Here is a 12,734-nt window from a genome sequence, read left to right as displayed (position 1 = left end):
GCGTGCAAAAAAAAGGGAGCCTGCTGGCTCCCCTCTTATCCGCGTGTATCAGCTGTTGGGCAGCAGGCGGCAGGTGATGCTCTTGATGTAGCGCGTTTCGGCGATGGCCGGGTGCACCGGGTGATCCGGGCCCTGACCGCCACGCTCGAGCAACTGGATGTTGCGATCCAGGTGACGGGCGCTGGTCAGCAGGATGTTCTGCAGGTCATCTTCCGGCAGGTGCATCGAGCATGATGCGCTAACCAGGATGCCGTCCTTGTTGAGCAGGCGCATGGCTTGCTCGTTCAGGCGGCGGTAGGCGCCTTCGCCGTTTTTCATGTCTTTCTTGCGTTTGATGAACGCCGGCGGATCGGCAACGATCACGTCGAAGCGTTCTTCGCTGGCTTTCAATTCTTTCAGCGCTTCGAAAACGTCGCCTTCGATGCAGGTCATCTTGTCGGCGAAGCCGTTCAGTGCAGCGTTGCGCTCAACGCCATCGAGGGCGAAAGCCGAGGCATCGACGCAGAACACTTCGCTGGCGCCGAATGCGGCAGCCTGTACGCCCCAACCACCAATGTAGCTATAGAGGTCAAGGACGCGTTTGCCTTTGGCGTAAGGGGCCAGGCGGGCGCGGTTCATGCGGTGGTCGTAGAACCAGCCGGTTTTCTGGCCCTGAATGACCGGGGCTTCGAATTTTACGCCGTTCTCTTCCAGCGCGACCCACTCCGGCACCAGGCCGAACACGGTTTCGACGTAGCGGTTGAGGCCTTCGGCGTCGCGCGCGGCGGAGTCGTTCTTGAACAGGATGCCGCTTGGCTTGAGCACTTGGGTCAGCGCGGCGATCACGTCATCTTTATGCGCTTCCATGGTGGCCGAAGCGATCTGGACGACGAGGATGTCGCCGAAACGGTCGACGACCAAGCCTGGCAGCAGGTCGGAATCGCCGTAGACCAGACGATAGAACGGCTTGTCGAACAGGCGCTCGCGCAGCGACAGGGCCACGTTCAGGCGGTGCACCAGCAGCGATTTGTCCAGTTGCACCTTGATGTCGCGCGACAGCAGGCGAGCGCAGATCAGGTTGTTCGGGCTCATCGCCACGATGCCCAGCGGTTTGCCGCCGGTAGCTTCGAGGATGGCTTGATCGCCGGCCTGGAAGCCGTGCAAAGGGGTGGCGGCTACATCGATTTCGTTGCTGTAGACCCACAGGTGACCGGCGCGCAGGCGACGGTCGGCGTTGGCTTTGAGGCGCAAGCTAGGCAGGGACATGACGTCGCTCCGGAAAAAAGAGCGGGAGTATAGCGTGTTGCGACTTGTGTCGGGTTTGATGAGCGATGAAACGCTGATGGCCCCTTCGCGAGCAGGCTCGCTCCCACAAAGGGCTTGTGACCGACACAAGACCAATGTGGGAGCGAGCCTGCTCGCGAATGCGGTCCCCAATGCTACGCCAACAGTGCGTCGATCAGCTCTTTGTTGAACGCCGGAATATCATCCGGCTGACGGCTGCTGATCAGGTGACCGTCCTTGACCACTTCCTTGTCGACCCAATTGGCCCCGGCATTTACCAGGTCATCCTTGAGCGTCTTGTAACTGGTCATGGTTTTGCCGTTGACCAGCCCCGCCGAGATCAACAACCAGCCGCCATGGCAGATCACTGCAATCGGTTTTCCGGCAGACGCGCCAGTCTTGACCAGATGCTGGGCGTCCTGGTCGATGCGAATGGTGTCGGAGTTCTGCACGCCGCCCGGCAGGACGATCGCGTCGTATTGTTCGCTGCTGGCGCTCTGGAAGGTCTGATCGACCTTGAAATCATCCGCCGGCTTGTCGTGATTCCAGCCTTTGACCTTGCCGGCCTCTGCCGAAAGGATGTCGACCTGCGCGCCAGCTTGCTCCAACGCTTGCTTGGGACCTGTCAATTCAACCTGTTCGAAACCATCGGTTACCAAAAAAGCGACGCGCTTGCCGTTGAGGGAAGTGGCCATCGATAAGCTCCTGAGTCTGTGGGAGTTTGCCGCCGCAAAGGATCGGAGTGATCCGTTGGGCATTACAGATTCCGAAGCCGTGGCCTGAATGAAAGTTCCTGACAATTGCCCACTGGTGTGTCGTCTCGCGGTTTTTAGAGGTTAGAATCGCCGCCTGTCCCAGAGTGTGTACTTATGTCCCAAGAGCTGACCACCGAACAGATTCAACAATCGCTGCAAGGCATCAGTGTGCCGGCGCAACCGCAGATCATGGTGGATCTGCAAATGGAGCAGTACATGCCCGACCCGGACCTGGAGGTGATCGCCAAGCTGATCGCCCAGGATCCCGGCCTGTCCGGCTCGCTGCTGAAAATCGTCAACTCGCCGTATTACGGCCTGAGCAACAAGATCACCTCGATTCAACGCGCGGTGAACCTGCTGGGCAGTCGTTCGATCATCAACCTGATCAACGCGCAGTCGATCAAGGGCGAGATGAACGATGACACCATCGTCACGCTCAACCGCTTCTGGGATACCGCCCAGGACGTGGCGATGACGTGCCTGACGCTGGCCAAACGCGTCGGCACTCAGGCCGGCGACGAGGCGTATGCCTTGGGCCTGTTCCACGATTGCGGCGTGCCGTTGATGCTGCAGCGCTTCCCTAACTACATGTCGGTGCTGGAAACCGCCTACGCCAATGCCAGCGCCGAATGTCGGGTGGTCGACACCGAGAACAGCGAGTTCAACACCAACCACGCGGTGGTCGGTTACTACACCGCCAAGTCGTGGCGCCTGCCGGAACACGTCAGTGCGGCCATCGCCAATCACCACAACGCCCTGGCGATCTTCAGCGATGAATCGTCGCGCAACAGTCAGCTGAAAAACCTGCTGGCGATCCTGAAAATGGCCGAACACATTTGCGCTTCGTATCGGGTACTGGGCAACCAGACCGAAGATTTCGAATGGAGCGCCGTCGGCCCGCTGGTACTCGACTATGTAGGACTGTCGGATTACGACTTCGAAACCCTCAAACAAACGATCCGCGACCTCGGCGCGCATTGATTCGAGGACGCCATGCCTGAACTGCCAGAAGTCGAAACCACCCGCCGCGGCATCGCTCCGCATCTGGAAGGCCAGCGTGTCAGTCGGGTGATCGTGCGTGACCGGCGGTTGCGCTGGCCGATTCCCGAGGATCTCGATGTGCGCCTCTCGGGGCAGCGCATTGTGCTGGTCGAACGTCGTGCCAAGTATCTGTTGATCAACGCCGAGGTTGGCACGCTGATCAGCCATTTGGGCATGTCGGGCAATTTGCGTCTGGTCGAGGTCGGGTTGCCGGCGCTCAAACACGAACACGTCGATATCGAGCTGGAGTCGGGACTGGCGCTGCGCTACACCGACCCGCGGCGTTTCGGCGCGATGTTGTGGAGCAATGATCCACTCAATCATGAGCTGCTGATTCGCCTCGGCCCGGAGCCGCTGACTGATCTGTTCGATGGCGAGCGCTTGTTTCAGCTGTCGCGCGGGCGATCCATGGCGGTCAAACCGTTCATCATGGACAACGCAGTGGTGGTCGGGGTCGGCAATATCTATGCGACCGAAGCGCTGTTTGCTGCCGGGATTGATCCGCGCCGCGAGGCGGGGGGATTTCCCGGGGGCGATACCTGAAGCTGGCGATCGAGATCAAACGCATTCTTGCCGCCGCCATCGAGCGTGGCGGTACAACGTTGCGTGATTTTATTGGTGGTGACGGTCAGCCGGGCTATTTCCAGCAGGAGCTGTTTGTCTATGGCCGCGGTGGTGAACACTGCAAGGTCTGTGGCACCGGGCTGCGTGAAGTGAAGCTGGGCCAGCGTGCCAGTGTGTTCTGCCCGCGCTGCCAGAGCTGAGGCAAAAAGCTGAAAAGGTCCTACGGTCTATAGTGAGTTGTCTCACTGTTAAGCCCGAAGGATCGTGCCATGAAGTCCTTGCAAGTCCTCTTTGTTGCGCTGCTGCTGTGTTCCAGTCTGGCTGTTCAGGCCGCGGAAAATGGCAGCGGTGACCCGCGTTACACCATCCAGAATCCCCCGGCCTACGCCATGCTTGGCGATTTGCTGATTGCCCGACCTTTATTGGTGGTGGCGACGGTGATCGGTGCGGGGGCGTTTGTCGTGTCGTTGCCGTTTACCGCGCTGGGCGGCGGGATTGGCGATGCGGGGCAGGCGTTGGTGGTGGATCCGGCGAAAGCGGCGTTTGTGCGGTGTCTGGGGTGTATCGGGGAGGGGTTTGAGCAGCGTGAGTAAGCTGATCAGGGTTTAACTGTGAGGCTGGCGGCCTCATCGCGAGCAGGCTCACTCCTACAATTGAAATGCGTTCCAATGTAGGAGTGAGCCTGCTCGCGATGGCGTCGGTACAGGCGCTGAAAAATCAGGCCTTGCCAGTGATCAGGCGGTACTTGTCCATCAACTGTTCTTCAGTCTCCGGATGAGCCTCGTCCAGCGGAATGCAATCCACCGGGCAAACCTGCTGGCATTGCGGTTCGTCGTAGTGGCCGACGCACTGGGTGCACAGGTTCGGGTCGATCACATAGATCTCTTCGCCTTGGGAAATGGCGGCGTTCGGGCACTCGGGTTCGCAGACGTCGCAGTTGATGCAATCGTCGGTGATGATCAGGGACATGCTAACTCCAGCCGGGGCGGCAGGCCCGGGCGCTATAAACCAATGCGCGCAATTGTGCCGCATTGGCGAGCGCAGTGCACGCGGCTGCGATCAAGGGCACTGATAGCTGCGATCAAAAAACAAAGATCGTCTGATCGCAGCCCGAGCCTGCGGCAGCTCCTACTTTTTAAAGCGAAGGGTCAGCGCGTCAGCCACGGCCGGGTGGACGAACTTGCTGATATCGCCGCCCAGCGCGGCAATTTCCCGCACCAGCGTCGAGGAAATGAACGAATAACGCTCGGACGGTGTGAGAAACAGGCTCTCCACATCCGGGGCCAACTGGCGGTTCATGTTGGCCAGCTGGAATTCGTATTCGAAGTCCGACACCGCGCGCAGACCACGCAGGAACACATTGGCGTTCTGCTCTTTGGCGAAATGCGCGAGCAGCGTCGAGAAACCGACCACTTCCACGTTAGGCAGGTGTTTGGTGACCTCGCGAGCCAGTTCGACCCGTTGTTCCAGCGGGAACAGCGGGTTTTTCTTCGGGCTGGCAGCGACCGCGATAATCACGTGATCGAACAGGCGCGAGGCGCGTTCGACCAGATCGCCATGGCCCTTGGTAATAGGGTCGAAGGTACCTGGGTACAACACTCGGTTCATCGCGTCGTCCTGGCGGGAGTCCGTTGGGGAGTCGGATGGTATCGCAGCCGTCCCGGTCGGCCAAGTCGCCTGTTGGGTAAGAAAGCACTATAGACGATGCGAATAATCGGTTTTTTCACGGGTTTCTCAGCCGATCGGCGAGGGACGTCGCCAGTTGTGCGGTCAGGCCATACACCGACAGCTGCGGGTTGGCGCCGATGCTGGTGGGGAACAGTGAGCCGTCGTGAATCGACAGATTAGTCAGTTGATGATGCCGGCCGAGACTGTCGGTGACCGCGCTTTTCGGGTCTTCGCCCATCGCGCAACCGCCCATGACGTGAGCGCTGCCAAGTCGTGTGCGATACAACTCCAGGCTCAAACCATCGATCAGCGTGCGTGCCTCGGCCAGGGTTTTCACGTAACGGGCGTCGGCGTGCATCGGCATCACCGATTTTGCGCCGCCGGCGAACTGGATTTCGGCCATGACCTGAAAGGCCCGGCGCAGGCCTTCCCAGGCGTAGGGCGAAACCTGATAGTCGAGCACCGGCGAACCATCGTCACGTAATTCGACTGCACCACCGGTGCTGTCCGGGTGAAAGCCATCACGCAGCAGGGCCAACATGGCGTGGGTGTGCGGCAGGTCCGCCATGTGTTGCGCGCTTTCCTCGCCAAAGCCGCCGAGCAGGGTGGCCGCCAGTGCCGGGTGCAGCGGCGGTACTTCAAGTTTGAAGGCCATCGGCCCGGTGGTGCCGTCCTTCCATTGGAAATGGTCGGAATAGATCGACTGCGGCGCCCCGTAGAAAGGGTTGATGACTTCATCGAAGCGCGCGGCGGACATGTTCACCGGGTGCAGGAAGGTGCGTTTTCCCAGGTTTTCGTGCGGATCCGGCGCGTCCGAGCGCAGCAACAGCGCCGGGCTGTTGATACCACCGCCGGCGAGCACGTAATGCCGCGCCTTGATATGGATTCTGCGCCCGGTCGGCTCGACGCAGCGCTCATCCATCGCCACGCATTGCAGGCCGGTGACCTTGTCGCCGCTGATCAGCAGTTTCTCCGCGCGGGCCAGATAAAGCAGTTCGCCGCCCTTTTCCAGCGTCGCCGGTATGGTGGTGACCATCATCGATTGCTTGGCGTTGGTCGGGCAGCCCATGCCGCAGTAACCGAGATTCCAGCAGCCACGCACATTGCGCGGGATCACGTGCCAGCTGTAACCGAGGTGCTCGCAGCCTTTGCGGATCACATCGTTATTGGCGTTGGGCGGGACCATCCACGGGGCGACGCCGAGGCGTTGTTCCATTTTCTCGAACCACGGCGCCATCTCGGCGGGGCTGTGACCTTTGACGTTGTGTTCCTTGGCCCAGTGTTCGAGTGTCGGCTCCGGGGTGCGAAAGCTCGATGTCCAGTTGATCAGCGTGGTGCCGCCGACGGCGCGTCCTTGCAGGATGGTGATTGCGCCGTCCTTGCTCATGCGGCCGATGCCTTCCTGATAGAGACTGCTGTAGGCCTGGTCTTCAAGCATTTTGAAATCGGAGCTGGTTTTCAGTGGGCCTTCTTCGATCAGCAGGACTTTGTAGCCGGCGGCGCTGAGGATTTCCGCGGTGGTGCCGCCACCGGCGCCGCTGCCAATGATGGCCACGTCGGCCTCCAGGGTCAGGTCGTCGCTCAGCTGTGCGCCGTTGTAGGTTTTCCAGCCTCGGGCGAGGCCTTCGCGGAACGGGTCGGGTACGGGCATCGATCAGGTTCTCTTGTTTTTGTTGTTCTGGCGGGCCTCATCGCGAGCAGGCTCACTCCTACATTTGGAATGCAACCCCCTGTAGGAGTGAGCCTGCTCGCGATAGGTGCGACTCGGTCTCAGACCGAAGGCGGCCCTGGATAGCCGCAATGCGCCCACGATTCTGCGCGGGTATACCAGGCCATCATCACCATCTGCTGCAACGAGCTATGCCCCATGCGCAGCAGGCTCAACGAGCTGTTCTCCCAGCGATCAAGAAAATGCCGCATCGCCTCGGGGCTGGCATTTTCCCAACTGCCCCAGATTCCCGTGAGTGGCCCGCGTGTCACCGCCATGCCGAGGACGTCGAACAGTTGCCGGGTGAGTTTGAGCATTTCCGGCGACAGGTGATCGAGGCTGTCGTCCAGCGACTTGAGCGTGCCTTCCACAGCGCCTGGCATCTTCTCGGCCGCCACAGCGCCATGGAGCATCACCGGAATCAGTGCGCGCAGAAACAGCAGATCGGCGTCGCGCAACGAGACAAAACCGTTGGCCGCGACGCTCGACGAACAGCCGCTGAGGCTGGCGCCGAGTCCGGCGGTGGCGAGAAACGCCGTGGCGCCGAGGCTGAATTTCAGCAGGCTACGGCGCGACAGTGCAGGTGTTTCGGTCAGGCTTGGGTGCATTGTTTTTATTACCCGGCGATGACAAAGGTTTAGCGAATGAACAGCTTCTGGATCAGTTTCTGAATCGATGTGCCGTAGGGCGGGTAAATCAGTCTGGCCGCGTTGAAGCGTTGTTTGATCAACACGCCCTTGGCTTTGCTGAAGGTCAGAAAGCCTTCTTGACCGTGGTAGTGGCCCATGCCCGAAGCGCCGATGCCACCGAACGGCATATCGTCCTGAGCCACATGCAGCAAGGTGTCGTTCAGGCACACACCGCCGGAATGAGTTTCGTGTAGCACGCGGTTCTGTTCGCGTTTGTCGTAGCCAAAGTAGTAAAGAGCCAGAGGACGTGGCCGCTGATTGATGTAAGCAAATGCCTGCTCCAGATCCTGATACGGCACGATCGGCAGCAACGGGCCGAAGATTTCGTCCTGCATCACGGTCATCTCGTCGCTGACATTCAGCAGCACGCTGTGCGGCATGCGCCGGCCCTGAGCCTGTTCGAACAACGGAATCAACAGCGCACCCTTGCTGGTCGCGTCGCTGACGTAGCCGTTGAGTCGCGCCAATTGGCGTTCGTTGATGATCGCCGTGTAGTCCGGATTGTCGATGAGTGTCGGATAAAAACCCTGCACAGCCTGGCGATAGGCTTCGACGAAAGCGCCGACCCGATCTTCCGGCACCAGCACGTAATCCGGGGCAACGCAGGTCTGGCCGGCGTTGAGGGTTTTACCGAAGGCGATGCGCTCGGCAGCATCCTTGAGCGGCACATCGCGGGAGACGATGGCCGGCGACTTGCCGCCCAGCTCCAGCGTCACCGGGGTGAGGTTTTCGGCGGCGGCGCGCATCACGTGTTTGCCGATGCTGGTGGCGCCGGTGAACAGCAAGTGATCGAAGCGCAAACGGGAGAACGCCACGCCGATGTCGGCCTCACCGAGCACCACGCAGACCAGGTCTTCGGGGAAGATTCGCGCCAGCAATTCTTTGAGCAACAAGCCGGTGGCCGGGGTCGATTCGCTGAGTTTGAGCATCACCCGGTTGCCCGCCGCCAAGGCGCCGACCAGCGGGCCAACCGCCAGATACAACGGGTAGTTCCACGGCACGATGACGCCAACCACGCCCAATGGCTGATACACCACTTTCGCCGAGGCCGGCTGGAACGCCATGCCAACCTTGCGTCGCGAGGCTTTCATCCAGCCTTTGAGATGCCGGCTGGCGTAATGAATGCCGTGCAGGCTTGGCATCAGCTCGGCGAGCAGGGTTTCATCGGCGCTGCGATGGCTGAAATCGGAGCTGATCGCCTCGATCAATGCCTGACGCTCGTTGCTGAGCAAATCACTCAGTGCCTTGAGCCATTGCTGGCGCTGGGCGGCGGGTGGCATCGGATTGGCGGCATACGCAGCCCGCTGCGCCTTGAACAACCGCTCCAGTTCGGCCAGAGGTTGTTGCAGCGTTTGCAGGTAGGCAATGTCGGCAGTCATGGTCTGCTCCGGATTTATTGTAGTGATGAACTTTTTAGAGTCTATGCTCTAGAAAGTCAAATGACTTCCTTGCGCAGCAGTGTTTTATCCATTTCCGGTTAGGTCGTAAGATGCCCCCCAACGCACTCTGAATTAAAGCTCAAGCCATGGCCCCACGAATAAAAACCAGCGAGCGTATCGTGCTGAACAGCCTTGAGCTGTTCAATCAGCAGGGCGAGCGCAGCATCAGCACCAATCACATCGCTGCCCACATGGAGATTTCTCCGGGCAACCTGTACTACCACTTCCCCAACAAGCAGGCGATCATCGCCGTGTTGTTCAGTGAGTACGAAAGCCTCGTCGACAGTTTTCTGCGCCCGCCGCAGGGGCGTGCGGCGACCGTCGAGGACAAGCGTTTCTATCTCAAGGAATTGCTTTCGGCGATGTGGCGCTACCGTTTTCTGCACCGCGATCTGGAGCATCTGCTCGACAGCGATCCGGAACTGGCCGCGCGCTATCGGCGCTTTTCCCAGCGCTGCGTGATCCAGGGCGCGGCGATCTACGAAGGTTTTGTCGCCGCCGGGATTCTCGACATGGATCGCGTGCAGATCGAATCCCTGACCCTCAATGCCTGGATCATCCTGACGTCCTGGGTGCGCTTCCTGTGCACCACCCGCGAAAACTCCAACCACCTCAGTGAGCAGGCCATTAAACGTGGCGTGTATCAGGTGCTGGTGCTGGAGGCCGGGTTTGTCACCGAGCAGGCGCGTGACGAGGTCAATGCGTTGTTCGAGGAGTTCTACGTGCCGCTGGCCCAGGCCCTCGAAGACGTGAAATAAACCGTTCTGTTGAAATCCCTCAGGAGCCCCGTTATGCCGATTGCGCAACTGATCAGCCCCCAAGCACTGGATGCCCGCAAGGCGCAGCCGGGGCTGGTGATTCTCGATTGTCGTTTTGCTCTCGAAGACCCGGACTACGGGCAACGCAGCTATGCCGAAGGGCACATAGCCGGGGCGAGCTTCGCCGATCTTGAGCGTGACCTCAGCGGCACAGTGGTCAAAGGCGTGACTGGCCGTCATCCGTTGCCCGAGCCGACAGAGCTGATCGAGCGGCTACAGGCGTGGGGCATCAACAATGACAGTGACGTGGTTTTGTACGACGACGGTCCCGGTGCCTACGCGGCGCGGGCGTGGTGGTTGCTGGCGTGGCTGGGCAAGCGCGATGGCGTGTTCATTCTCGATGGCGGGCTCAAGGCGTGGCATGCGGCGGGGTTGCCGCTGAGCCTGGATGCGCCGACGGTCAGTCGCGGCACTTTCAGTGGTCAGCCGGATATGAGCCTGCTGCTCAGCGCCGAAAAATTGCAAAAGCGTCTTGGCCAACCTGCGTTGACCTTGATTGATGCTCGGGCTTTGCCGCGGTTCAAGGGTGAAGTTGAGCCGATTGATCCGATTGCCGGGCACATTCCCGGCGCGCAATGCGCGGCGTTCACCGACAACCTCGGCAGCGATGGGCGATTCCTGCCGGCGGATCAGCTCAAACAGCGTTTTGCCGCCAAGATCGGTGAGCGTTCGCCAGCGGATCTGGTTGCCTATTGCGGTTCCGGCGTGACGGCGTGTCACAACCTGTTTGCGTTGTGCCTGGCGGGTTATCCGTTGGGTTCGTTATACGCCGGGTCGTGGAGCGAGTGGATCAACGAGCCTTCGCGCGGTATCGCCACCGGCGAATAATCAATACCCGTGGGAGCGAGCCTGCTCGCGAAGGCGTCGGATCAGTCGACATTAATGTTGAATGAACAACCGCTTTCGCGAGCAGGCTCGCTCCCACATTGGTTATTCGTTTTCTGAAGGAAATTGTCGGGCGCTGCGGTACGCGGCGGGTCCGACGCCATAAGCCTGCTTGAACTGCCGGCTCAAATGGCTCTGGTCGGCAAACCCCAATTGCGTGGCAACCTCCACCGGCAGGCAGCCGTGTTGCAGAAGTGCGCGAGCCTGGGCGATGCGTTGCTGCATCAGCCAGGTGTGCGGCGGCATGCCGGTGGCGCGGCGGAACACCCGGGCGAAATGGAAGGGCGACAGATTGACCGCCGCCGCCAGCTCTTCCAGTGACGGTGGCGCCGCCAATTGCGCGTGCAACAATTCCTTGCCCAGCAGCACCGCGCGGTGTTCCTTGCCGGCTCGACCCGGCACCGGCACTGCCGCATGGCGCTGCAACAGCAGCAACATCATCTCGCGCCACACCGTCTGCTGTTGCAGCGCGGTGGCCGGGCTTTCGAGCAAACGGTGCAACTGCGCAAAGCCGTTGACCAGATCCGCATCGCGATACAGCGTGGCGCTGAACGCCGGCAGGTTGCTGGTGGACAGCTCCAGCTCATCCAGCAGCGAAACGATTTGCGCCGTATCAGGATAAAACGCCCGGTACAGCCAGCCATCCTCGGTGCCCTTGTGCCCGGTGTGCAGTTCGTCCGGATTGATCAACACCAGCGTGCCGCTACCGGCCAGATGTTCGGCGCCGCGATAGCGATAACGCTGGGCGCCGGCCATGATCATGCCGATCACGAATCCGTCGTGCACATGCGGGGCGAAACGATGCTCAATGTAGCGCGCCGACAACAACTCGACCCCGGCCAGCGGCGCGGTTTGCCAGAAGCGGATCGACTCGCCCTGATCGCTCATGCGGGCACGCGAGACAGCCACTGCGGGATGCGTCGTTCCAGATAGTAACCGGGCTGACGAATCGAGCCATCGACGAAGCCGACATGCCCGCCGCGTGCCTGTAACTCGAAGGCAATCGAGGCCGACAGCTCACTGACTTGCGGCAAGCTGTGCGGGAACACGAACGGATCGTCCGCCGCTTGAATGATCAGGGTCGGCGTGCGGATCTCACCGAGGAAGTAACGGCTCGAAGCACGGCGATAGTAATCCTCGGCATCATTGAAACCGTGCAACGGCGCGGTCACCCGGCCATCGAAATCCCAGAAGGTGCGCATGTTCTCCAGCGAACCGAGAGCCGCCAGTTCGGCGAGTCCGTCTTCGCGGCCGTCATGCTGAAACTGCCGCTGCTTGTTCTTGATGTAGGCGACCATCTCGCGCATGAAGTGCGCCTGATAGACCTTGGAAAATCCCTGGCCGATGCGGTCGGCGCATTGATCGAGGCGAAATGGCACCGACACCGCCACCGCGCCGAGCACACCGCTGGCGCTGCCGGTTTCTCCGAGGTGTTTGAGCAACACATTGCCGCCCAGCGAATAGCCGACGGCATACAGCGGTGCCAGCGGGCGTTTGGCACGCAGGTGTCTGATGGTTTCGGCGAGGTCTTCGCTGGCGCCGGAATGGTAGCTGCGCGGCAGCAGATTCGGCTCGCCCGAACAACCGCGCCAGTTCAGCGCAACACTGGCCCAGCCTTGATCGGCCAGCGCCTGCTGGATGCCGGCGACGTAAGGCGAATTGGAGGAACCGGTGAGGCCGTGCAGTACCAACACCAGGGGCGCATCGGCGGTGTGCGGACCGTGCCAGTCGAGATCGAGGAAGTCGCCATCCTCAAGCCACAGGCGTTCGCGTTCACGTTCGATATGCACGGTTTTGCGCCACAGCGGCCCCCACAAGGTTTGCAGGTGCGGATTGCCGAGGCCGAAGGCGGGGGTGAAGCGTTCTGACGAAGGGGGCACGATGGTTCTCGATGCAGCGCGGCG

13 protein-coding genes and 1 pseudogene are annotated in these 12,734 nt (G+C 60.7%); 5 read left to right on the top strand and 9 right to left on the bottom strand.

What is annotated here, in order from left to right:
- Positions 1 to 48: 48 nt before the first annotated feature.
- The gene (locus AB4N44_RS15620; protein ID WP_127930133.1) at positions 49 to 1,245 is read right to left on the bottom strand and encodes a class I SAM-dependent rRNA methyltransferase; all 1,197 of its coding nucleotides are present in this window, start codon (positions 1,243 to 1,245) and stop codon (positions 49 to 51) included.
- A 173-nt stretch (positions 1,246 to 1,418) separates the two neighbouring features.
- Positions 1,419 to 1,958, bottom strand: a complete 540-nt coding sequence (locus tag AB4N44_RS15615; RefSeq protein WP_127930132.1) for a type 1 glutamine amidotransferase domain-containing protein — start codon at positions 1,956 to 1,958, stop codon at positions 1,419 to 1,421.
- 228 nt (positions 1,959 to 2,186) lie between these two features.
- On the opposite strand from AB4N44_RS15615, the gene AB4N44_RS15610 reads away from it, so the two are divergent.
- The 3 genes and pseudogenes from AB4N44_RS15610 (at position 2,187) to AB4N44_RS15600 (ending at position 4,216) form a co-directional block, all read left to right on the top strand.
- Positions 2,187 to 2,999 (top strand): HDOD domain-containing protein, encoded by an 813-nt coding sequence (locus AB4N44_RS15610; RefSeq protein ID WP_174245144.1) that lies wholly within the window; start codon positions 2,187 to 2,189, stop codon positions 2,997 to 2,999.
- Between the two features lie 12 nt (positions 3,000 to 3,011).
- Positions 3,012 to 3,823, top strand: a pseudogene (mutM, locus tag AB4N44_RS15605) (bifunctional DNA-formamidopyrimidine glycosylase/DNA-(apurinic or apyrimidinic site) lyase).
- A gap of 69 nt (positions 3,824 to 3,892) precedes the next feature.
- Positions 3,893 to 4,216: a multidrug transporter gene (locus tag AB4N44_RS15600; RefSeq protein ID WP_110718043.1), complete on the top strand. Its 324-nt coding sequence runs from the start codon at positions 3,893 to 3,895 to the stop codon at positions 4,214 to 4,216.
- A 124-nt stretch (positions 4,217 to 4,340) separates the two neighbouring features.
- On the opposite strand, the gene AB4N44_RS15595 is transcribed toward AB4N44_RS15600, so the two are convergent.
- The 5 genes from AB4N44_RS15595 to AB4N44_RS15575 all read right to left on the bottom strand — a co-directional run bounded on the left by AB4N44_RS15595 (position 4,341) and on the right by AB4N44_RS15575 (position 9,067).
- A complete protein-coding gene (locus AB4N44_RS15595; protein ID WP_003234652.1) occupies positions 4,341 to 4,592 on the bottom strand; it encodes a YfhL family 4Fe-4S dicluster ferredoxin in 252 nt (83 codons plus the stop codon).
- Between the two features lie 159 nt (positions 4,593 to 4,751).
- The gene (gene coaD, locus AB4N44_RS15590) at positions 4,752 to 5,231 is read right to left on the bottom strand and encodes a pantetheine-phosphate adenylyltransferase (protein ID WP_003229157.1); all 480 of its coding nucleotides are present in this window, start codon (positions 5,229 to 5,231) and stop codon (positions 4,752 to 4,754) included.
- Between the two features lie 115 nt (positions 5,232 to 5,346).
- Positions 5,347 to 6,942, bottom strand: coding sequence for a GMC family oxidoreductase (locus AB4N44_RS15585; protein WP_460108515.1), 1,596 nt, complete (start codon positions 6,940 to 6,942; stop codon positions 5,347 to 5,349).
- 119 nt (positions 6,943 to 7,061) lie between these two features.
- On the bottom strand, positions 7,062 to 7,607 hold the full coding sequence (locus tag AB4N44_RS15580) for a twin-arginine translocation pathway signal protein (protein ID WP_460108517.1): 546 nt from the start codon (positions 7,605 to 7,607) through the stop codon (positions 7,062 to 7,064).
- A 29-nt stretch (positions 7,608 to 7,636) separates the two neighbouring features.
- Entirely contained in the window at positions 7,637 to 9,067 is a 1,431-nt protein-coding gene (locus tag AB4N44_RS15575; RefSeq protein ID WP_460158113.1) for a coniferyl aldehyde dehydrogenase, read from the bottom strand.
- A gap of 146 nt (positions 9,068 to 9,213) precedes the next feature.
- Here AB4N44_RS15575 and AB4N44_RS15570 point away from each other — a divergent pair, with 146 nt between their 5' ends.
- Both AB4N44_RS15570 and AB4N44_RS15565 read left to right on the top strand, forming a co-directional pair.
- Entirely contained in the window at positions 9,214 to 9,885 is a 672-nt protein-coding gene (locus AB4N44_RS15570) for a TetR/AcrR family transcriptional regulator (protein WP_007913599.1), read from the top strand.
- A gap of 33 nt (positions 9,886 to 9,918) precedes the next feature.
- Positions 9,919 to 10,773 (top strand): sulfurtransferase, encoded by an 855-nt coding sequence (locus AB4N44_RS15565; protein ID WP_460108519.1) that lies wholly within the window; start codon positions 9,919 to 9,921, stop codon positions 10,771 to 10,773.
- A gap of 102 nt (positions 10,774 to 10,875) precedes the next feature.
- Here the strand turns inward: AB4N44_RS15565 and AB4N44_RS15560 are convergent, their stop codons facing one another.
- Both AB4N44_RS15560 and AB4N44_RS15555 read right to left on the bottom strand, forming a co-directional pair.
- Positions 10,876 to 11,718, bottom strand: a complete 843-nt coding sequence (locus AB4N44_RS15560) for an AraC family transcriptional regulator (protein WP_460108521.1) — start codon at positions 11,716 to 11,718, stop codon at positions 10,876 to 10,878.
- Complete coding sequence (locus AB4N44_RS15555; protein ID WP_460108522.1) at positions 11,715 to 12,710, bottom strand: hydrolase; 996 nt, start codon at positions 12,708 to 12,710, stop codon at positions 11,715 to 11,717. The genes AB4N44_RS15560 and AB4N44_RS15555 overlap by 4 nt, the downstream gene beginning before the upstream one ends.
- Between the last annotated feature and the right edge of the window lie 24 nt (positions 12,711 to 12,734).

The organism is Pseudomonas sp. S3_C06, from assembly GCF_054667675.1.
Note: the sequence above shows the minus strand (reverse complement) of the source record. Positions and strands in the feature narration are given on the sequence as shown.